Genomic DNA, 21,252 nt, shown 5'->3' with positions numbered 1-21,252 from the left:
CCCGCGGGGCCCGCCGCCCTACACCGCCGTGTCGAAGTTGATCGCGCTGTAGGCGCGCAGCTTGCTCAGCTGGTGCTCGCTGGAGATCGTCCGGATGGTGCCGCTGCGCGACCGCATGACCAGCGAGTGCGTGACCGCCGTGCCCTTGCTGTAGCGGACGCCGTCGACCAGCTCGCCGTCGGTGATGCCGGTCGCGGCGAAGAACACGTCGTCGGAGGTCACCAGGTCGTCGGTGGTGAGCACCCGGCCCGGCTCGTGGCCCGCGTCGGCGGCCTTCCGCCGCTCCTCGTCGTCCTGCGGCCACAGCCGGCCCTGGATCACCCCGCCGAGCGCCTTGATCGCGCACGCGGCGATGATGCCCTCCGGGGTGCCGCCGATGCCGAGCAGCAGGTCGACGCCGGTGCCCGGCCGGGACGCCATGATGGCGCCGGCCACGTCGCCGTCCAGGATGAACTTGATCCGCGCCCCGGCCTCCCGGACCTCCTTGACGATGCCCTCGTGCCGCGGCCGGTCCAGGATGCACACCGTCACGTCGTGCGGCGAGGAGCCCTTGGCGCGGGCGATCGCGCGGATGTTGTCGGCGATCGGGCGCTCGATGTCGACGACGTCGGCCGCCTCCGGGCCGGTCACCAGCTTCTCCATGTAGAACACCGCCGACGGGTCGAACATCGACCCGCGCGGCGCCACCGACAGCACCGCGATCGCGTTGTTCATGCCGAGCGCGGTCAGCCTGGTGCCGTCCACCGGGTCGACGGCGACGTCGCACTCGGCGCCGGAGCCGTCCCCGACCTCCTCGCCGTTGTACAGCATCGGCGCGTTGTCCTTCTCGCCCTCGCCGATCACGACGACGCCCCGCATGGACACGGTGTTGATCAGCTGGCGCATCGCGTTCACGGCGGCCCCGTCGGCGCCGTTCTTGTCCCCCCGGCCGACCCAGCGCGCGGCGGCCATGGCGGCGGCCTCGGTCACCCGGACCAGCTCCATCGCGAGGTTGCGGTCCGGAGCCGACGGCTCGGTGGTGAGGGGGGAGGAAACGGTGGTCTCTTCGGACATGGCGGGGCAGCCCCTTCGGTCGGTGGTGCCTCGGATTCTCCGTGGACCGGATGGCAGGCCACAAATTGGACCAGACCAGCCGGGCCGCGGGCCTTCCGGGCACGGGGTCGATCAGGCGTCCTGGCGCGGGCGGAACGAGCACCGGAAACCACCACGGCACGGACAAGGGATCGTTTCCCCCTGGGAGAGGGCGTAATCTCAGGCGTCATGAGCAGCGACATCGACGTCCCGTCCGGCGGGGTGACCCAGAACGGGGGCGCGCGGCCCGCGGACGGCCCCGCGCGGACCTCCGACCGCGGGGCCGCCACCCGCGGCGCCCTGCTGGCCGCGGCCAGAGACGTCTTCTGCCAGTCCGGCTTCGCCCAGGCCGCGGTGACCGACATCGTCGCCAAGGCCGGCGCCAGCGTGGGGAGCCTCTACCACCACTTCAACGGCAAGGCGGACCTCTACCTGACGCTGTTCGAGGACTTCCAGGGACGCCAGCAGGAGCGCACCCGCGAGGCGATCAGCGCCGTCCGCGAGGCCGGCGAGAAGGATCCCATGCGGCAGTTCATCGCCGGCGCGGGCGCCTACCTCAACGGCTGCCTGGACGAGCGGGACGTCGCCCGGCTGTTCATCTCCGGCGACGGGCCTCCCGGGTTCGACCGGGTCATGCGCCAGCGCCTGAACAAGTGGGCCCGCCGCAACGCCGCCCTGTTCCACACCGCCGACGGCGGCGTCGACGAGGCCCTGGTCACGGTGCTGACGGGCGCGATGGCGGGCGCGGTCTCGGAGATCTCGCTGCTGGACGACGAGGACGCCGCCCGCCGCCTGGCCGACAAGATCATGGTCATCGTCGGCACGATCCGCAACCCCGGTACGGAGCAGCGCTGAGGGTGGGGGATCCTGGAGGGGTGACCGACAAGACCCCATCCTCCGCCCCGGAAACCGAGCAGGCGGGACCCGCGCCGGACGCGCCCGCCGGCGGGCCCGAGACGGACGCCGCGCGGGAACGGCCCGAGCCGGCGGCCCCCACGGGACGGCCCGTGGTCGAGGTGAGCCCCGGCGTGTACAAGCGGCTGACCACGGGGCTCGGCGGCTTCGCCATGGCGATGGGCGCCTGCCTGCTGCTCGTGCTGGCGATCTACGTCGTCACGCCGCGCAGCGACGAGGAGGTCCTGCCGACCGTCGACTACAGCTCGCAGCTGTGGGCGATGCGCAACGACGCGCCCTACACCGTCCACGCGCCCGAGGGGCTGCCCCCCACCTGGCGTCCCAACAGCTCGCGGGTGAACGGCCTGGACGCCGACGGCAAGGGCCCCGTCGCCTGGCACCTGGGGTTCGTGACGCCCAGCGACGAGTACGCGGCGCTGGAGCAGAGCAACGAGAAGGCCTCGCAGTACGTCCCGCGCATGGCCAACAGCAGCCGGCCGGTCGGGACGCAGCAGGTGAACGGCGTCACCTGGACCAAGTACTACCGCAAGGACAAGAAGGCCAACTCCCTCGCCCGGACGCTTCCGGACGGGGTCAGCATCGTGGTCACCGGCACCGCCTCCTACGCGGAGCTGGCCGTCGTGGCCGGGTCGCTCAAGGAGCAGTCGAAGAACGGCGGCCCGGCCCCTTCGGCGACGGCCACGCCGGCCTCCTGAGCCTCGGCGCGGGCCGCGCGCCGCCTCAGAACGGGGCGGCCGCGTCGCCGCCGTCCGGCCGTTCGAGCGCCGCGGCCAGCCGGGCGCGGGCGCCCTCCAGCCACTCCTCGCAGACGGCGGCGAGCCTCTCACCCCGCTCCCACAGGCCGAGCGACTCCTCCAGCGTCAGGCCGCCCGCCTCCAGCCGCTTGACGACGTCGGCCAGCTCGTCCCGCGCCTGCTCGTACGACGGCTTCTCGGCCGTCCCGTTCTCGTCAGCCACCGGCCCACCCTCTCATCCCCCGGGGGACGTCCCGTTCCCCGGGCGGCGACTCGCGGTTCATTCCCGGCCGGTCACGCTCACGCCGAGGCGCCCGTCGGCGAGCCGCACGTGCAGGCGCTCGCCGTCCTTGACCGACGCCGACTCCCGCACCACCGACGCGTCCTCCCGCTGGACGATCGCGTAGCCGCGCTCCAGCGTCGCGGCGGGGGAGAGGGCGACCAGCCGGGCGCGGGTGTGCCCGAGCTCGTCCCCGGCCCGGTCCAGCGCCGCCGACAGGCACCGGCGCGCCCGGTCGCGCAGCGCCGCGACCTGCTCGGACTGCCGCTCGATCTCCCGCACCGGGTCGGCCAGCGCGGGCCGCGAGCGCACCGAGCGCAGCCACGCCAGCTCGCGCTCCACCGCGCCGGACAGGCACCGCCGCCCGCGGTCGCGCAGCTGCCGGACGAGCTGGAGCTGCTCGCGCACGTCCGGCACGGCCTTCTTCGCGGCGTCGGTCGGGGTGGAGGCCCGGACGTCGGCGACCAGGTCCAGGAGCGGGCTGTCCTGCTCGTGCCCGATCGCGCTGACGACCGGCGTGCGGGCGGCGTGGACCGCGCGGACGAGGGCCTCGTCGGAGAACGGCAGCAGGTCCTCCATCGCGCCGCCGCCGCGCGCGATGATGATCACGTCGATCTCGGGATCGGCGTCCAGCGCGCGCAGCGCCTCCATCACCTCGCCGACCGCGTACGAGCCCTGCACCGCGGTGTTCTCCACCCGGAACGCCACCGCCGGCCACCGCCGCCGCGCGTTCTCCAGGACGTCGTGCTCGGCGTCGGAGTCGCGTCCGCAGATCAGCCCGATCCGGCCGGGCAGGAAGGGCAGCGGGCGCTTGCGCTCGGGCCGGAACAGCCCCTCGGAGGCCAGCACTCGCTTGAGCCGCTCCAGCCGGGCCAGCAGCTCGCCGACGCCGACCGGCCTGATCTCCAGCACGCTGAGCGAGAACGTCCCGCGGTTGATCCAGAAGTCGGGCTTGGCGTGCACGACGACGCGGGCCCCGTCGGTGACCGCGGGCCCGGCGGCCTCGAACACCGCGCGCGGGCCGACGACCCGCACCGACATGTTCGCCACCGGGTCGCGCAGCGTCATGTAGACCGTGCCGCCGCGGGCGTTGAGGTCGGTGATCTGCCCCTCCACCCAGATGCGGCCGAGCCTGCCGATCCACCCGCTCACCGCCTGAAGGACGGTGCGAACCGGAACCGGGGATTCGGCCGTGGTCTCCATCGCCATGCAGGCAGCCTACGGCGCGGCCCGCGCCCCCCGGGCCGCGCGCCGCCGGTCCCGGCAGAATCCGTGTGACCGAAGAGACATGCCGCCGGGCCGCCAATCTTAGCCAAGCTAACTTAGACTGACTAAGTAATTTCGAGGAGACACCGTGACCGCATCCGAACGCGAGCTCGCCGAGCAGCTCAACCGGCGCCTGCGCCACGTGGTGCTGATGCTCCGGCAGGTCAGCGCCGACCAGCCGATCACCAGCCAGCAGCTGTCCGTGCTCGGCTCCCTGGAGCACGGGCCGCGGCGGATGACCGAGCTGGCCGCCGAGCACGGCGTCCGGCTGCCGACCATGACGGCGCAGATCAACCGGCTCGAACGCGACGGGCTCGTCGCGCGCGGCCGGAGCGGCGCCGACGCCCGCGTCGTCACCGCCCGGCTCACCGGGGCGGGACGCGACCGGCTGGCCGCCGGGCGCGAGCGCCGGATCGGCTTCCTCGCCGAGCGGTTCGCGGAGCTGACGGACGAGGAGCGCGCGGCGGTCGCCGCGGCGCTGCCCGCCCTCGACAAGCTCTTCGGCGCACCCTGAACCAGCACACGGAGGTACCCATGCACGCGAAGCCCTCGGCGACCCCGAAGGGCGGCGGCATCCTCAGGCAGCCGACGTCGGTGTGGGCGACCGCCTTCGCCGCGGTCGTCGCCTTCATGGGCATCGGCCTCGTCGACCCGATCCTGCCCGCGATCGCGAAGAACCTGGACGCCTCGGCGAGCCAGGTGTCCCTGCTGTTCACCAGCTACTTCCTGATCACCGCGGTGGCGATGCTGGTCACCGGCTGGGTGTCCAGCAGGATCGGCGGGAAGAGGACGCTGCTCATCGGCCTCGCGCTCGTCGTAACGTTCGCCGCCCTCGCCGGGACGTCCGGGACCGTCGGGCAGCTCGTCGGCTTCCGCGCCGGCTGGGGCCTCGGCAACGCCCTGTTCGTCGCCACGGCGCTCGCCGTCATCGTGGGCGCCGCCTCGGGCGGGGCCGAGTCGGCGATCATCCTGTACGAGGCGGCGCTCGGCATCGGCATCTCGCTCGGCCCGCTCGCCGGCGCCCTGCTCGGCGACATGAACTGGCGGTTCCCCTTCTTCGGCACCGCCGCGCTCATGGCGGTCGGCTTCCTCCTGATCGTCACGCTGCTCAGGCCCACGCCGAAGCCCGCCGAGAAGACCCGCCTGAGCGCGCCGATCCGGGCCCTCGCGCACGGCGGCCTGTCCACCACCGCGTTCACCGCGCTGTTCTACAACTACGCGTTCTTCACCGTCCTGGCCTTCACCCCGTTCGTCCTCGGGATGAGCGCGCACGGCATCGGCCTGGTGTTCTTCGGCTGGGGCGTGATGGTCGCGCTGGCGTCGGTGTTCGGCGCGCCCCTGCTGCAGCGGCGCGTCGGGACCGTCCGGGTCATGCACCTCGCGCTGGCGCTGCTGATCGTGTTCCAGCTCGGGCTGGCGTTCCTCGGGCACGACGGGATCATCGTCTGCACCGTCCTGTCCGGCATCCCGATCGGGCTGAACAACACCGCGTTCACCGAGGCCGCCATGGAGGTCTCCGACAGCCCGCGGCCCGTCGCGTCCGCCGGGTACAACTTCGTCCGCTGGATGGGCGGCGCCCTCGCCCCGTACATCGCGACGAAGCTCGCGGAGGAGGTCGACGCGAGCCTGCCGTACCTGGTCGGCGCGGCCTGCTGCGCCGTCGCGATCGGCATCCTCGCGGTGCGCCGCCGCCACCTGGAGCCGCTGGAGCGGGTCGACGCCGACCACGCGATCCAGGACGCCCCCGCGGCGGCCTGACCCCGCGACGACGGAAGCCCCCGGGCGCTCCCGGGGGCTTCCGTCGTGTCGTAGCGCTCGGCCTGCGGCGGCTCAGGTGAGGCCGTTGAGCTTGGCGATGCGGCGCTCGTACATGCGGATGACGTCCTCACGACCGGCGTGCTTGCGCTCGTACTCGCGCAGGAGCTTCACCTGGTCGGCGGACAGGCCGCGAAGGCGGGCCCGCAGCTGCGGCAGCGTGGCGCTGTCGTAGTCGGGCACCGGCAGATCCTCGGCGATGTGCGCGGCCTCCGCCTGGGCGGCGGGCTTGGCCTCCGGCTTCGGCTCGAAGGCGGCCTCGTCGGCCTTCTTCCCGGCCTTCGCCGCCGGAGCCTTCCTCTCCGGCGCCTTGCCCTCCGGAGCCTGGGCCGCCTTGGGCTTGGCGGGCGACGCCTTGGGCTTGGGCTTGGCGGGCGCGGGCTCGGCGGCCTTCGGGCTCGGGGCGGGCTCGGCCTGCGGCGCGGGCTCCGGCTTCGGCTCGGACGGCACCGGCTTCGGCGCGGGCTCGGCGACCGGAGCGGCCCCGCCCTCGGCCTTGGCGTGGTCCCGGCCCAGCGCCCCCGGCCTGGCGGGCTTCGGCGGCGGTCCCGGACGGGCGTGCCCGGGCTTGCGGGCCGCCCCGGCGCCGGGCTTGCCGACCGAGATCTCCTCGGTGGCCCCCGACCGCGCGGCGGCCGTCCTGGTGCGGCGCGCGGGCTCGGGCGCGGGCTCGGCCTCGGGCTCCTCACCGCGGACGCGCTCGGCGACCAGCCCCACGACCTTCCCGGCCGTGTGCTGGACGTCGTCGCGCAGCCGCAGGGCCACCGGCTTCACACCGCCGCCCTCGGTGATCTCCTTGTAGTCCCGGGTCACCCGGTCGCTGAGCAGCAGAGCCCGGCCGACGCCGAACATGGCCAGCCGGACGGCGTGCAGCGGCAGATCCCGGACCTGCTCGCCCACCGTTTCGCGGACCTGCTCACTGAGGCGGCGCGGCGATTTCCTCATCGGACATTCCTCTTCCTGCCTCGTCTCCGTCCCCCCTCACTCTGCCCCATCGGTGCGACCCTGGTCACGCGGGGTGAATGGAATTCTGGCAAAGCGTGCCGTGGAGTCGGTCACAGCCCGGCTCCTCGTACGATGGAGTCATGACCTCCACCCAGCGCCGTGTCCTGCTCGCCAAGCCGCGTGGTTACTGCGCGGGCGTCGACCGGGCCGTGCAAGCGGTCGAGATCGCCCTGGAGAAGTACGGGGCCCCGATCTACGTCCGCAAGCAGATCGTCCACAACGTGCACGTCGTGAAGACGCTGGAGGAGCGTGGCGCGATCTTCGTGGACGAGACCGAGGAGGTCCCCGAGGGCTCCATCGTGGTGTTCTCCGCCCACGGCGTGGCGCCCGTCGTGCACGAGGAGGCCAGGGGCCTGTCCCTGCGCACCATCGACGCGACGTGCCCGCTGGTGACCAAGGTCCACAAGGAGGCCGTCCGGTTCGCCGCCGACGACTACGACATCCTGCTGATCGGCCACGAGGGCCACGAGGAGGTCATCGGCACCACCGGCGAGGCGCCCGACCACATCCACCTCGTCGACGGCCCCGACGACGTCGCCAACGTGACCGTCCGCGACCCCGAGAAGGTGGCGTGGCTGTCGCAGACCACGCTGTCGGTCGACGAGACCGTCGCCACCGTCGAGAAGCTCCGCGAGCGGTTCCCCAAGCTGATGGACCCCCCGTCCGACGACATCTGCTACGCCACCCAGAACCGGCAGGTCGCGGTGAAGGAGATGGCGGCGGAGGCGCAGCTCGTCATCGTGGTGGGGTCGACCAACTCCTCCAACTCCGTCCGCCTGGTCGAGGTCGCCAAGGAGCACGGCGCCGACGACGCCCACCTCGTCGACTACGCCGAGCAGATCGACCCGGCCTGGCTGGAGGGCGTCACCACGGTCGGCGTCACGAGCGGCGCGTCCGTCCCGGACGAGCTGGTCCAGGAGGTCCTCGCCTGGCTCGCCGAGCGCGGCTACGGCGAGGCCGAGGAGATCGAGTCCGTCGAGGAGAGGATGCGCTTCTCCCTGCCGAAGGAGCTCCGCAAGGACCTGCGCATCACGCCGGTCTAACCCGCGGCCCCGGAGGGCGGCCGGTCGCCGCGGGCGTGGCGGCCCTCCTTGGGCGTGCCGGGGGACTCGTCCCACCGGACGGGGTTCTCGTTCTCGTCCTTCTCGAAGAGGCGGACCCCGACCAGCTTGTCGTGCAGCTCCCGGGCGTTCGTCAGCACGCCGCGCGCCAGGCAGATCACGACCACGAGCAGCGTGCCGAAGAACAGCCACGGCGCGGTGGCCGCGAGCGCGGTGAAGACGCCCACCGTGACGCCGCGCAGCAGCGAGCCGTCGCCGAGCGTGGTGACGAGCACGACCGTGAGCGTGGCGGCGAGGAACACCAGCGGCGGGCTGACGACGAGCGTGAGCAGGTCGGCGGGACGGGTCGCGAACGCGGCGAGCGCGCAGCCGATCGCGAACCCCGCGCCGGCCAGCAGCGGCACGCCGAACCACCGCGACAGCAGCCCGCACAGCACCCCGGCGGCGAACATGACGACGATGCCGCCGCGCCCGGTGAGCGTGATCGGGCCGGCGGACTCCGAGCGCGGCGGGCCGCCGCGCCGGCGCCGCGACGGGCCCTCAGGGGAGGCCGAGGAGCCTCCCGGCGCGTCGCGTACCGTCGATGAACTCATCGCCACCTCTTCCCCGTGGGAGGCGGGCCTCCCACACGCCCCGGCCCGCTCCGCTCCCGGACGTCCCGCGGATCGCCCTGCTCGGGGACGCGCCCGCCGAGACCCGCCGCTCCCGCGGCGGGGCCGCGCCGGGAACGGTCCCTTTCTGGGAGATGGTCCTCGTCGTCGAGAAGTTCGTCGTCCGCGGTCAGTTCGGCCGCGGACAGAGCGCGGGGGCTCTCCTCGACAGGATGAGGGCTTTCCAGGCCCTCGTCCACCACCCCGAGCTCGTTCAGCTTGCGCGCGCTGACCAGAACGCGGGTCTCCAGGGACCCGACCGTCCGGTTGTAGGTCTTGACGGCGCCGGTCAGCGCCCGGCCGAGTTCGTCGACGTGCTGCCCCATCGTGCCCAGCCGCTCGTACAGCTCCTTGCCCAGCTCGAAGACCGCGCGGGCGTTGTGCGAGAGGGCGGCCTGCTGCCACGCGTAGGACGCCGTCCGCAGCATCGTGACGAGGGTCGTCGGCGTGGCGATGTGCACGCGCCGCCTCATCGCGTACTCCAGCAGGCCGGGGTCGCGGTCGAGGGCGGGCGCCAGGAAGGCCTCGCCCGGGATGAACAGCACGACGAACTCCGGCGCCGGGCTGAACGCCTGCCAGTACGACTTGGCCGACAGGCGGTCGACATGGTCGCGCAGGTGCCGCGCGTGCGCGTCGAGCCGCACCGGGTCGCCGCTCTCCGCCGCCTGGAGGTAGGCGGCCAGCGAGACCTTGGAGTCGACCACGATGCTCTTGCCGCCGGCCAGCCGCACCACCATGTCGGGACGGACCGCGCCGTCGGCGGTCACCGCGCCGGCCTGCTCGTCGAAGTCGCAGTGGTGCGCCATCCCGGCCAGCTCCACCACGCGGCGGAGCTGGAGCTCGCCCCAGCGGCCCCTGGCCTCGGGCCGCTGCAGCGCCCGCACGAGCGACTGCGTCTCCCGCCGGAGCTGGTCGGAGCTCTGCCGGACGAAGTCGACCTGCTTGGCCAGCATGGCGTGCGACTCGCGCCGGCCCGTCTCCACCTCGCGGAGCTGCTCCTCCACCTTGGCGAGCGTCTCCCTGAGCGGCGCCACCAGGTGCTCGACGGCCTGCTGCCGCCGCTGCAGGTCACCGGCCGCCTCGGCGCCCGCCGCCTTGAACCGCGCGTCCGCCAGCTCCAGGAACCGCTGGTTGCTGGCGTCCAGGGCCTTGGCCGACAGGTTCTCGAAGTGCTCGGCCATCCGCCCCTCGGCGTAGGCGAGCTTCTCCTCGGCCGCGCGCGCCCGCGCGATCAGCGCCCCCTGCCGGCTCGTCGCGAGCGCGTACCCGGCGACGGCGCCGAAGACGGCGCCGACGAGGAGTCCGGCGAACAGCGCGAGGTCCATCCGCTCATCGTGACAGCGCGCCCGCGATCGGCGACCGCGACGCGCCGGGAGCCCCCGCGTCACCGGACATTTGGCCCAGTGTTCACCGGGGGGAGGCCGCACGGAGGTTCCGGGCAGCCCGAGGGGTCCGCGAGCGCCCATAAACTTGACGGCCGTGAGCCTCTCCATCGGAATCGTCGGGCTGCCCAACGTCGGCAAGTCGACGCTCTTCAACGCGCTGACCAAGAACGACGCGCTGGCCGCCAACTACCCGTTCGCGACCATCGACCCCAACGTCGGCGTGGTCGGGGTGCCCGACCCGCGGCTGACCGTCCTCGCCGAGCTGTTCGGCTCGCAGAAGGTCATCCCGGCGACGATGGAGTTCGTCGACATCGCGGGCATCGTCAAGGGCGCCTCGGAAGGGCAGGGGCTCGGCAACAAGTTCCTCGCCAACATCCGGGAGACCAACGCGATCTGCCAGGTCATCCGGGCGTTCGAGGACCCGGACGTCACGCACGTGGACGGCGACGTCGCCCCGTCCCGCGACATCGAGACGATCAACACCGAGCTGATCCTGGCCGACCTCCAGACGATCGAGAAGGCGCTGCCGCGCCTCGACAAGGAGGCCCGGACCAAGAAGGACAAGGACAAGCTCGCCGTCGTCGACGCCGTCAACGCCGCGCAGAAGCTCCTGAACGACGGCGTCACGCTGTTCGCGGGGGCCGAGCAGGCCGGGATCGACCTGGAGCTCCTGCGCGAGCTGCACCTGCTCACCGCCAAGCCGTTCCTCTACGTCTTCAACCTGGACGAGAGCGAGCTGACCGACGAGGCCCTGCGCGAGCGCCTGCGCACCCTCGTCGCCCCCGCCGAGGCGATCTTCCTGGACGCCAAGATCGAGGCGGAGCTGATCGAGCTGCCCGACGACGAGGCGCTCGAACTGCTCCAGGGCATGGGGCAGGAGGAGTCCGGCCTGTCGCAGCTCGTCCGCATCGGGTTCGCCACCCTCGGCCTCCAGACCTACCTGACGGCGGGGCCCAAGGAGTCGCGCGCCTGGACGATCCCCAAGGGCGCCACCGCGCCGGAGGCCGCGGGCGTCATCCACACCGACTTCCAGCGCGGCTTCATCAAGGCCGAGATCGTCTCCTTCGACGACCTGACCGCCGCGGGCTCGATGGCCGCCGCGCGCACCGCCGGCAAGGTGCGCATGGAGGGCAAGGACTACGTCATGCAGGACGGCGACGTCGTGGAGTTCCGCTTCAACGTCTGACCGCGCCCGGCGGGGCCGCGACCGGTGTGATTTTGGCGACACGCGGTGCCGGTGCGGCGGACGTGCCGGATGAGCTGGCCGTTTTGGTGCAAGGTGTCGCATTTTCGACTTCGTGTCGGTTATTTCGGCGGGAACGGATTGCGGGCGCCGTCGCCATCCCGTGACCAAGCGACGTCGAAAGCATCCCGCTTGTCCGCTGACGAGGCTTGCGCACCGTTCGGAGCCCCAGGTAGGAGAACGTCACCGTTTGGCAATCCTCCCCGTTCCTGCTGAGGTGGATTGCATTATCCGCAACCGCGTGCCGGGGCTGTGTTTCGCTGGGATGCGCTGGAACAATTGACGCCCGTGGTTACCCTGGGCCCGAGGTGGGTTCGGAAAAGCCACCGGACATGACCAGGCAACAGGACCGCGCCGACCGGGGGCGAGGCGCGAGCGGAGGCAGGATGGCTCGCAGGTCGGCCGTGGGACGCGGCCGTGACACCGCCGTAGTCGAGGAGACCGCGGCGCCCGGCCGGGCGCTCGCGGCGTCCGCCGACCCGTGGGACCTGCCCGAGCGCGGCCGCCGGGGGTCCGGCGGCGGCTCGCGCGGCGGCGGCCGCTGGGGCGGATCCGGCGGGCGCTGGTGGGTCTGGGTCGGCCGCGCCGTGCTGTGGGCCCTCATCCTCGTCATCCTCGTCAACGGCATCCGCGCCCCGTTCGAGCGCTTCACCGCCGACGACACGCCCAGCGCGGGCGGCACCGAGTCCAAGGCCCCGAAGGGCGCCGGGTTCCCCACCAGCGCCGCGGGCGCGTTCGCCCTCCAGTTCGCCAACGTCTACCTCAACTTCGACCAGAAGACCGCGCCCGCCCGCGAGGCGCAGCTGCGGACCTTCCTGCCCGACGGCGCCGACGCCCAGTACGGCTGGAACGGCGTCGGCAAGATGCAGGTGCAGTCCGTCCAGGTCGCCGGCGTCGACGCCCGCGACGCCAGCAACGCCACCGTGATCCTCCTGGCCCGGACCGCCGACCGCTGGCTCCGCCTCGCCGTCCCCGTGTACGCCGACCGGAGCGGCTCGCTGGTCGTCTCCGCCCGTCCCGCCCTGCTGCCCCCTCCGACCAAGGCGCAGCTTCCAGGGGACGGGGTCCAGGACCGCGACACCGCGCTCGAAACCGAACTCCAGCCCTTCCTCAGCACCTTCTTCACGGAGTACGCGAACGGCAACCAGGCGGCCCTGTCCCGGTTCTCCAACGGGACGACGATCGCGGGCCTGGCCAGGACCGTCGTCTTCGTCCAGGTCAAGGAGGTCGTCGCGCCGAAGGGCCCCGGGGGCTCGCGCACCGTCACCGCGACCGTGGTGTGGCAGCCCGCCGGCGGCGGCGGCGGTGAGCTCGAGCAGAGCTACCAGCTCGCCATGGTGAAGAAGGGAACGACCTGGCTCGTCCAGGACATTCGTGGCACCACGCAACCGGACGCATCATGAGAGGCCGCGAAGTGATCAACACGCCCCCCGAACCGTCCGCCGGCCTCGGGAAATCCCGGCGCGCCGAACGGCCGCGCGGGATTCCCGGCCCGCCGTTCCCCCTGATCGGCGCGCCGCTTCTCCTCCGGCTCACCCGCGACCTCACGCGGTCCGCGCGATCCATCTGCCCGGCGATCGGGATCGGAGTGGTCCTCCACGTACCGAACATCATCGAGACCACGGCCTAGGCGATCGCCGGGGCCTCAGGCGTGGACGCCTGACCTCGGGCGGAGGTCGGCAGGCGGCACGGTGCTCGCGCAGTTAGGGGAGTAGGGGCGTGGATCTACCCACGTACACGAACATCTGGCGCATCGAGAAGCGGCTCTACAAGCTGTACGACCTGCGGCTTCCGATGCCGCTGCCGCTGGTCCAGATCGGCGTCTTCCTCGGCGTGTTCGTGCCGTGGATCGTGCTGCTCCGGGTCGTCGGGATCCCCTTCGCGTCCCCCTGGCACGTGCTCTACATCGTCCCGCCGGGCGTGCTCACCTGGCTGGCGACCCGCCCCGTCATCGAGGGCAAGCGGCTCACCGAGCTGCTGCTCTCGCAGGGCCGCTACCTCGCCGAGCCCCGCACCTGGTGCCGCCTCACCCCCATCCAGGAGCCCCGCGAGGTCGTCATCGTGGCCCGCGTCTGGCGGCGCACCGGGAGCCCCGCCCCCGCCGCCGCGATGGAACGCGCCGCCATCAAGACCCGCCGCCGCGCCCGCAGGCGCGCGGCCGAGCCGGAACCCGCCCCGGCCCCCGCCACGACCCCCGTCCTGGTCCCGCGCCCCGCGGCCGCCTCCGCGCCCCCGTCCCTGGTCGACTACGCGGCCCAGCGCGAGCCCGTCCCCGCCACCCCGCTCCCCGCCGCCTCGGAGCCCGTCGTCCCCCCGCCCGCCGCGCCCGAGCCCCTCGTCCCGCCCAGGGCGTGGCGCCGCACCACCCGCGACATCTCGCACGAGGACGACGTCCTGCCCCTTCCCGCCGGCGCCGAGCAGCCCCCGGCGACGCCGCGGCTGGAGGTCCCTCCGCCGGCCTCGCCCCCCGGCTCCGGCAAGCGCGCCCTGGCCTCCGGCGTCCGCCGCCCGGGCGAGCAGGCCGAGTTCTGGCAGGCCGTCCCGGCCGGCGACACCCGGCCCGACGTCCCCCAGCAGTCCCGCCCCGACGTCCGCAGGGCCGCCGAGGAGATCGCGGGCGCCCCCGAGCCGCCCCGGCACGACGACGAGCAGCCCCCCGCGCCGCCGGGCGTCCAGTGGACCCGCCCCGCTGAACCGGGCGACGGCGTCACGCGGCAGCCCCCCGCCGAGCCCGAGCAGGCCCGCGACGCCGACGGCGAGCGCGTCCGCGTGAGGCAGACGTTCAACGGAGAGCCCGGCGACACGAAGGTCGCCGGCACGCGCACCCCGCACCCGGCGGCCCCAGCCGCGACCCGCCCCGACATCCCCACGGTCCCCGGCGCCTTCGGCGCCCAGCCCCCCCAGCACCGCGCCCCGGAGCCGGTGCGCCCCACACCCACAGAACACCCCGCCGCACCGGAACACGCCGAAGCACAACCGCCCCAGCCCCCCGAGCGCCCCGCCACGCAGGGGGAGCCCCCTGCCGCGCTGCCCGAGCTGCCCGCCGCACAAGGCGAACGTCCCCCCGCGCTGTCGGAGCGCCCTGCCACGGCGGGCGAGCGTCCCACCGCCCTGCCAGAGCGTCCTGCCGCGCATGGGGAGCGTCCCCCCGCACTTCCCGAGCGTCCCGCCGCGCAAGGGGAGCGTCCTGCCGCGCAGACGGAGCGGCCCGCCGCGCAGGGGGAGCGTCCCCCCGCACTTCCCGAGCGTCCTGCTGCGCAGGGGGAGGGGCTCCGTGCGTTGCCGGAGCGTCCTCCCGTACTGCCGGAGCAGGGGGGTGGGCAGGTGGGGCGGCCGCCGGTGGTGCCCGGGTGGACCGTGCAGCGGCCGCCCGCGCCGTCGGAGGCTCCGCGGCCCGAGATGCCCGCCGCGTCGGCGGAGCAGGCGAGCGCGCCGCCGGTGCGTCCCGCCGCGCCCCCCGAGCAGCCGGGGGTCCTGCGGGAGCCGCCCAGGCCCTGGTCCAAGGGGCTGTCCAAGCCGCAGCGTCCGGACGTTCCCGAGCCGGTGGCGCCGCCCGCGCAGGACGTGCCGCCCGTGGAGCCGCCGCGTCCGGTGGAGGAGGAGGCGCCGCCGCGGGAGGTGCGGTCGCAGCCCGCGTCGCCCGTCCGGCCGCGGCCGCTGCCGCCGCCTCCGGCGCCCCCGCCGTCGGGGCCGGCGATCACGCCGCCCGGTCCCGAGCACGAGGTGACGTCCGGCGGGCTGCGCCGGCTCATCCACGCGGTCGGCGGCGGGCACGGCGAGGTCGACGCCGACTACCAGCAGCGGATCCAGCAGCCGTTCCACGGGACGCGGCACGTCGTCGTGCTCGGCTGCACCGGCGGCGCCGGGCAGACCGTCACGGCGCTGATGCTGGGGCACACGTTCGCGCAGCACAACGGCGAGCCGGTCGTGGCGATCGACGTGAACCCCGGGCCGGGCGCGCTCGCGCGGCGCACCCGCAGCGACACCAACGAGACGCTGACCGGCCTCATCACGCGCGCCGACCAGGTCTCCAGCCTCACCGCGATGCGCCGGTACACCTCGCAGGCCAAGTCCGGCCTCGACGTCATCGCGGCGGGCAAGAACCCGCTGCAGGCGCTCGACGACCGCGACTACGCGCTCGCCATCCGCACCCTCGACAAGTTCTACTCGGTGACGCTGCTGGACGCGGCCGCCGCCGTGGTGGCGCGCGTCCTGCCCTACGCCGACCAGATCGTCCTCGTCGCGCCGGCGAGCGCCGACGCGCCCCGCGCCGTCGCGATGACGTTCGAGTGGTTGGACGGCCACGGCTACGAGGAGCTGCGGTCCCGCGCGGTGACGGTCATCAACGGGGTGAGCCGCCGCAGCATGGACGACGTCGAGCAGGCCGAGGCCGTGGCTCGGGGCCGCTGCCGGGCGCTGGTGCGCATCCCGTGGGATGATCACCTGAGTATGGACCGCGCGCCGCGCAACGAGCTGAAGTCGTTGCGCACGCCCACGCGGCGTGCCTATCTTGCCCTCGCCGGCGTCGTGGCCGGCGGCTTCACCGTCATGCCCGAGCGTTACCAGGAGCTTCAGCAGGAGCAGGAGGCCACCCGATGAGCGCCCCTCGCGGGCATCGAGCGGAGACCGAAGTGGACCGGGCATTGCTGGCGGACGCGCCTGACGTTCATGACCGTCCGGATGGCGAACACTCTCCCGGGCAGCCCTGTGCGGCCGCCCGGCGGTGGAGAGAATCGTTGATCGGAACCGGCGTCGGGAGGACGGCATGAGCAAGTCGAGCCGACTGGCCGTTCGGTACTTCGACGACCGCGTCCTGCTGACCGACAGCGCCGCGTGGGCGTACTTCCGGCTCCCCACGGTGTCCTACGAGTTCACGACCGGTGAGGAGCGCGAGGCGCTCGCCACCAACATCACCATCGCGCTGGCCGGCATCCGCATGCAGGACGCCGAGGTCCATCTGCGGATCGGGCACCGGACGTATCCGGCGGCGGGGTGGGCGCTGGCGCTGGACCGGACGTCCGACGGCGGCCCCGGGTGGCGGGAGTACCTGGAGGAGACCTACGCCCACGTGTGGGCCAAGGACTTCTGGACCAAGGAGGTCTACCTCGGGGTGCGGCTCGGCCAGCGCGGCATGGGCGCGCAGCTGTCGGGCGGCGTCCTGTCGCAGCTCCTCAGGGCCTACAAGCGCAGCGAGAGCGTCCTCGGCGTGCACGACGACGCGGTCGACAAGAAGGAGATCGCGCGCTGGACCGAGCAGGCCGACCGGATCGGCCGCGCGCTCGGCGGGTCGGCCCTCTACGCCAGGCACGCCACCTCCACCGAGGTCGCGTGGCTGTTCCAGCACGCGGTGACGGGGGCGCTGGCCGATCCGCCGCCGTCCGCCGTCCCGCGCCGGGCGTGGGGCAAGGGCGAGATCGAGTCGCTGGTGGAGGGCGCCATCCACAACGGGCGCTCGTACCTGCGGATCGAGCAGCCGAACTTCACCGGGGCGGGCGGCGGCGCCACGGCCGCGTCGTACGTCGCGTACCTGTCGTTCGCGCGGTTCCCCGACATGATGCCGTTCCCTGACGGCGAGCCCTGGCTCCACTACGCCGACGCGCTGCCGTTCCCCGTCGAGATCAGCGCGCGGATGAAGCTGATCCCGCCGGCGAAGGCGTCCAAGGACGTCTCGCGCAAGCTCGCGCACGCCCGCGACATGGACCAGCACATCCGGGAGGCGGGCGCGGAGGCGCCGATCGCGCTCGCGGAGCAGATCGACGCCGCCCGGATGCTGGAGCACGGCATCACCAAGGAGCGGCTGCCGTTCGTGTACGGGTGGCACCGGCTGATCGTGTCGGCGCCGACCGAGGAGCTGCTCGCGCAGCGCGTGGACGCCGTCGTCGAGCACTACCGCGACATCGGCATCGACGTCGTCAACTCGACCGGCGACCAGTTCTCCCTGTTCCTGGAGTCGCTGCCCGGCGACCAGATCCGGCTGAACGCCTACGCGCAGCGCCAGCCGCTGCGCACCATCGCGGGCGGCATGCCGGTCGCGACCGTCGACCTCGGCGACCGCACCGACGACGAGGGCGGGGGCTGGGTCGGCCCCTACATCGGCGAGACGCTCGGCCGGGCCCGCGCCATCGTGCACTTCGACCCGCTCGTCGCCGCGGCGCGCAACCGGCCGACGGCCGTGGCGATCACCGGGGAGCCCGGCGGCGGCAAGACCACGCTCGCGCTGCTGCTGATCTACCAGATGGCGCTGCGCGGCGTCACGATCGCCGCGATCGACCCGAAGGGCGACGCCGAGTCGCTCGTGGAGCTGCTCAAGGCGCGGGGCAGGAGGGCGCGCATCCTGCCGCTCGGCTCGGCGGCGCCGGGCCTGCTCGACCCGTTCTCCTTCGGCGACGACCTCGCCACCAAGAAGATGATGGCGACCGAGACGCTGCGGCTGCTGCTGCCGCGGATGTCGGAGGAGCGCGAGTCCGCGATGATCCAGGCGGTCGGCGCGGTCGCCAACGCCGAGCGGCCCTCGCTCGGCCGCGTCGTCGACTACCTGGAAGGCGCCGACGACCCGGCGTCCAAGAACCTCGGCGCGGTGCTGCGGTCGATGTCGGAGATGCGGCTCGCGCGGCTGTGCTTCGACCCGTCCGGCGGCGAGCGCATCGACAGCGCCGGCTGGACGACCGTGTTCACGCTCGGCGGGCTCACCCTGCCGGACGTCACGATCCCGCGGGAGGACTACTCCTACGAGCAGCGGCTGTCGGTCGCGCTGATGTACCTGGTGTCGCAGTTCGCGCGGCGGCTGATGCACGGCCTCGAACGGCGGCTCCCGAAGGCCATCTTCCTGGACGAGGCGTGGGCGATCACCTCGACGCCGGAGGGCGCCAAGCTGGTGCCCGAGGTGTCGCGGATGGGACGCTCGCGCAACACCGCGCTGATCCTGGTCTCCCAGAACGCGGGAGACCTGCTGAACGAACAGGTGACGAACTGCCTGTCCTCGGTGTTCTCGTTCCGCTCCACCGAGCGGGTCGAGGTCGGCAACGTCATGTCCCTACTCGGGGTCGAGGCGTCCGACGAGCACAAGGCCGTGCTGCGCAACCTCGGCAACGGCGAATGCATCTTCCGTGACCTCGACGGCCGAGCGGGGCGCATCGGCGTCGACCTGATCTCCGAGGAACTGCAGCGTTGGCTGGACACCAACCCGACCCGGTCCCGTCCGGGCACGTCCGAACTCACCGCCGCGGGGGCCGAGGTCGAGGAGGTCTCCCGATGATGGGGTCCCGCGAGGGGGCGGCGCGCCTGCAGCGCTCGCCCGGCGAAGGGCTCGACCGCAAGGCCCTGCGGCGCCCGCGGCGTCCCCGGCGCCGCCGCGCGCCGCGCACGCGCCGCTCGGTGCTGCTGCTGGTCGTCATGGCGCTGTTCATGCTGGGGCCGCTGTCGCCGGCGTCCGCGTCGGTCCCGCAGCTGCCGAACCCGCTGAACGACGCGTGCAGCCCGGCCGACCATCCCGCGCCCGAGCAGTACGGATCCGGGACGGACGGCATGATCAAGCCGCCCGACTACCCGGACGAGAAGCTGAAGAAGACGCCGGTCGAGAAGCTCACGTACTACGACCGGTACGGCACCGCCGGGCAGACCTGGTACGCGGTCGACATGGGCTGCTCGGACGCGATGTCCATGATGGGCAACGCGATCGCGAACACCGTGTTCACCCTCGTCCGGACGATCGACCGGACGACGATCAGCGTCTACCAGGCGGCCGCGTCGGAGTCGCTGCTGAGCTGGCTGAAGGACACCGTCGACGGGGTCATCACCAACGTCGGCAAGACGTTCAACGCCCGCTACTGGTCGTGGGTGATCATCCTCGGCGCGATCTGGCTGGCCTGGTGGGGCCTGGTCCGCAGGCGGGCGAGCAAGGTCAGCGAGGGCGTGATCTGGATGGTCGCCGCGATGGTGGCGCTCACCTGGCTGATCACGCGGCCCTCGGACTTCACCACGCTCGGGACGAAGGTGTCGGAGGCGACCAGCGCCGCGTTCAGCGCGGCGCTGCCACCGAGCGATACCAAGGGCGGGACGTGCGTTCCCGTCCCCGAGGGCAAGCCCGACCCGGCGACGTCGAAGGACATCGACGCGACGTCCCGCAACGCCAACGCGCTGTGGGTGGCGCTGGTCTGCAAGCCGTGGCTCCAGGGCGAGTTCGGCACCAGCGACCCCAACGCGAAGATCATCAAGCAGAACGCCGACAAGCTGCTCTGGTCGCAGGCGGTCGACCTCCCGGAGACGTACGGCACGAACAAGGTCGACCTGGGGAAGAAGTCCGACGCCTACAAGGACGTCACGAAGGACATCCACGACAACCATCCCCAGAACTACGCGCTCTTCCAGGGCAAGGACTGGCAGAACCGCCTCGGGGTGTCGCTCATCGCGCTGTTCGCGGCGCTGGTCGCGGGCCTGCTCATCCTGGTCATCGCGCTCGCGCTGATCGTCGTCAAGATCGCGTTCCTGCTGCTGCTCGTGGCGGGGCCGATCTTCCTCGGGATCGGCATCCATCCGGGCGTCGGACGCGTCGTCGCCATCCGCTGGCTCGAACTGCTGCTGTCCATGCTGCTGAAGCAGGCCGCGCTCATCGGCGTGCTCTCGCTGCTGCTGTGGGCCTACAGCCTGATCCTCGGCGAGACGCTGCCGTGGGGCCTGCAGGTGGTGCTGATCGCACTCGTGACGTTCGCGGCGTTCGTGTACCGCAAGCCGTTCCAGCACCTGTTCTCCGCCGTCGGCTACTCGGCGGTCGGGGCACGGGGCAAGGGCGAGGCGGAACTCGACAAGTCGGTCGCGGCGGCCCGCAAGAGCACCGAGGCGATGCCGCCGGTGGCCGCCTACCAGATGTTCCGCAAGGCCAAGAACGACCCGGCGATGGCGGCCGCCCTCGCCGGCGGCGTGACGGGCGGCGTCGTGGCGGGCACGGTGGCCGCGGCCGACCGGTCGTCGCCCGGCGCGGGCACGGAGCAGTCGCCCGAGGACGCGCCGGTGCTCGCGGCCAAGCCGCGCGGCGCGGGCGCTGCGGCGGCCCAGGGGCGGTCCAGGCGCGGCGCTCCTCCGCTGAACCTGCCGACCAGGGCGGGCGCGCTCGGCGACCGCCGCACGGACGGCGCCAGGGCCGCCGCCGTCAGGCCCGGCGGCGTCACCGTCGCGAAGGGCGACGGTGAGGACGCCGGAGGCGGGGGCGGGAGCGGCAAGGGCACCGTCCGCCCGACGTCCTGGACGGGCCGCGGCGGCACCGGCGGCGGCGTCTCCGGTGGCGGCGGTTCGGGCGGCAGCGGCGGTTCGGGCGGCGGCTCCGGCGGTTCCGGCGGTGGCGGTGGTTCCGGTGGTTCCGGTGGCGGTTCGGGTGGTTCCGGCGGTGGCGGCGGCTGGTTCGGCGGCGGTGGACGCTCGTCCGGCTCCGCCGCTCGCGGTCGCGGGCGCTCGGGCGGCGGCTCGGGTGGTTCCGGCGGTTCCGGTGGCGGTTCCGGCGGCGGCAGCGGCTGGTTCGGCGGCGGCAACGGCGGTTCGGGCGGCGGGTCCGGGAACGTCCCCCGGCAGCGCGGCCGCGGCGGCGGTGGCGGCGCGAAGCCCTCGCGTCCCGAGCCGGGCGGGCGGCAGGAGCCCCCGCCGCTGTGGGGCAGGGGCGGCTCCAACGCGAGCCCGCCGATCCCGTTCTGGCTGCGTCCGGTCGACCGCCGGTCGGGTGAGTCGGACCGGGACGAGTGATGAACCTGAACGACCGGCGGCGCAAGCTGCTGTTCGCGGGGCTCGTCGTCCTGCTCACGGCGGTCGGCGTCTACCTGACGGTGGCCTCCCCCTCGGGC

Annotated in this window: 16 protein-coding genes; 10 read left to right on the top strand and 6 right to left on the bottom strand. The window is 73.4% G+C overall.

The genetic code is table 11. The features are described from left to right. Window positions 1–18: 18 nt before the first annotated feature. A complete protein-coding gene (gene glpX, locus AB0C69_RS07770; protein ID WP_345176984.1) occupies window positions 19–1,053 on the bottom strand; it encodes a class II fructose-bisphosphatase in 1,035 nt (344 codons plus the stop codon). A gap of 207 nt (window positions 1,054–1,260) precedes the next feature. Here glpX and AB0C69_RS07765 point away from each other — a divergent pair, with 207 nt between their 5' ends. Both AB0C69_RS07765 and AB0C69_RS07760 read left to right on the top strand, forming a co-directional pair. Next, window positions 1,261–1,926 carry a TetR/AcrR family transcriptional regulator gene (locus tag AB0C69_RS07765; RefSeq protein ID WP_345176986.1) on the top strand — a complete coding sequence of 222 codons (666 nt, stop codon included), beginning with the start codon at window positions 1,261–1,263 and terminating at the stop codon, window positions 1,924–1,926. Between the two features lie 20 nt (window positions 1,927–1,946). After that, on the top strand, window positions 1,947–2,681 hold the full coding sequence (locus tag AB0C69_RS07760) for a DUF4245 domain-containing protein (protein ID WP_360351122.1): 735 nt from the start codon (window positions 1,947–1,949) through the stop codon (window positions 2,679–2,681). Window positions 2,682–2,706: 25 nt separating this feature from the next. Here the strand turns inward: AB0C69_RS07760 and AB0C69_RS07755 are convergent, their stop codons facing one another. Beyond that, window positions 2,707–2,943 (bottom strand): exodeoxyribonuclease VII small subunit, encoded by a 237-nt coding sequence (locus tag AB0C69_RS07755; protein ID WP_353834475.1) that lies wholly within the window; start codon window positions 2,941–2,943, stop codon window positions 2,707–2,709. 57 nt (window positions 2,944–3,000) lie between these two features. Beyond that, a complete protein-coding gene (xseA, locus tag AB0C69_RS07750; RefSeq protein ID WP_360351118.1) occupies window positions 3,001–4,209 on the bottom strand; it encodes an exodeoxyribonuclease VII large subunit in 1,209 nt (402 codons plus the stop codon). Window positions 4,210–4,354: 145 nt separating this feature from the next. On the opposite strand from xseA, the gene AB0C69_RS07745 reads away from it, so the two are divergent. Then, on the top strand, window positions 4,355–4,780 hold the full coding sequence (locus AB0C69_RS07745; RefSeq protein ID WP_353834477.1) for a MarR family transcriptional regulator: 426 nt from the start codon (window positions 4,355–4,357) through the stop codon (window positions 4,778–4,780). A gap of 20 nt (window positions 4,781–4,800) precedes the next feature. After that, window positions 4,801–6,024, top strand: a complete 1,224-nt coding sequence (locus AB0C69_RS07740) for an MFS transporter (RefSeq protein WP_360351114.1) — start codon at window positions 4,801–4,803, stop codon at window positions 6,022–6,024. 72 nt (window positions 6,025–6,096) lie between these two features. Here the strand turns inward: AB0C69_RS07740 and AB0C69_RS07735 are convergent, their stop codons facing one another. Further along, a complete protein-coding gene (locus tag AB0C69_RS07735) occupies window positions 6,097–7,026 on the bottom strand; it encodes a hypothetical protein (RefSeq protein ID WP_360351111.1) in 930 nt (309 codons plus the stop codon). A 140-nt stretch (window positions 7,027–7,166) separates the two neighbouring features. Between AB0C69_RS07735 and AB0C69_RS07730 the strand changes: the two genes are divergently transcribed. Further along, window positions 7,167–8,129, top strand: coding sequence for a 4-hydroxy-3-methylbut-2-enyl diphosphate reductase (locus AB0C69_RS07730; protein WP_345177003.1), 963 nt, complete (start codon window positions 7,167–7,169; stop codon window positions 8,127–8,129). Here AB0C69_RS07730 and AB0C69_RS07725 read toward each other — a convergent pair. Continuing rightward, window positions 8,126–8,740, bottom strand: coding sequence for a DUF6542 domain-containing protein (locus AB0C69_RS07725; protein WP_360351107.1), 615 nt, complete (start codon window positions 8,738–8,740; stop codon window positions 8,126–8,128). The genes AB0C69_RS07730 and AB0C69_RS07725 overlap by 4 nt on opposite strands. Then, window positions 8,737–10,122, bottom strand: coding sequence for a DNA recombination protein RmuC (locus AB0C69_RS07720; RefSeq protein WP_353834480.1), 1,386 nt, complete (start codon window positions 10,120–10,122; stop codon window positions 8,737–8,739). Before AB0C69_RS07720 ends, AB0C69_RS07725 begins: the two co-directional genes overlap by 4 nt. 154 nt (window positions 10,123–10,276) lie before the next feature. Here AB0C69_RS07720 and ychF point away from each other — a divergent pair, with 154 nt between their 5' ends. The 5 genes from ychF to AB0C69_RS07695 all read left to right on the top strand — a co-directional run bounded on the left by ychF (window position 10,277) and on the right by AB0C69_RS07695 (window position 21,154). Next, on the top strand, window positions 10,277–11,368 hold the full coding sequence (ychF, locus tag AB0C69_RS07715; protein WP_345177010.1) for a redox-regulated ATPase YchF: 1,092 nt from the start codon (window positions 10,277–10,279) through the stop codon (window positions 11,366–11,368). A gap of 443 nt (window positions 11,369–11,811) precedes the next feature. After that, window positions 11,812–12,828, top strand: a complete 1,017-nt coding sequence (locus AB0C69_RS07710; RefSeq protein ID WP_360351102.1) for a conjugal transfer protein — start codon at window positions 11,812–11,814, stop codon at window positions 12,826–12,828. 316 nt (window positions 12,829–13,144) lie between these two features. Beyond that, window positions 13,145–16,024, top strand: a complete 2,880-nt coding sequence (locus AB0C69_RS07705) for a TcpE family conjugal transfer membrane protein (protein ID WP_360351099.1) — start codon at window positions 13,145–13,147, stop codon at window positions 16,022–16,024. Window positions 16,025–16,190: 166 nt separating this feature from the next. Next, complete coding sequence (locus AB0C69_RS07700) at window positions 16,191–18,680, top strand: ATP-binding protein (RefSeq protein WP_360351096.1); 2,490 nt, start codon at window positions 16,191–16,193, stop codon at window positions 18,678–18,680. Next, entirely contained in the window at window positions 18,677–21,154 is a 2,478-nt protein-coding gene (locus tag AB0C69_RS07695) for a type IV secretion system protein (protein WP_360351093.1), read from the top strand. Before AB0C69_RS07700 ends, AB0C69_RS07695 begins: the two co-directional genes overlap by 4 nt. Window positions 21,155–21,252 lie beyond the last annotated feature (98 nt).

This window comes from Actinomadura sp. NPDC048032, from assembly GCF_040653175.1.
GTDB lineage: Bacteria > Actinomycetota > Actinomycetes > Streptosporangiales > Streptosporangiaceae > Spirillospora > Spirillospora verrucosospora.
The sequence above is the reverse complement of the archived record's forward strand: the minus strand, read 5'-3'. Positions and strand labels throughout refer to the sequence as shown.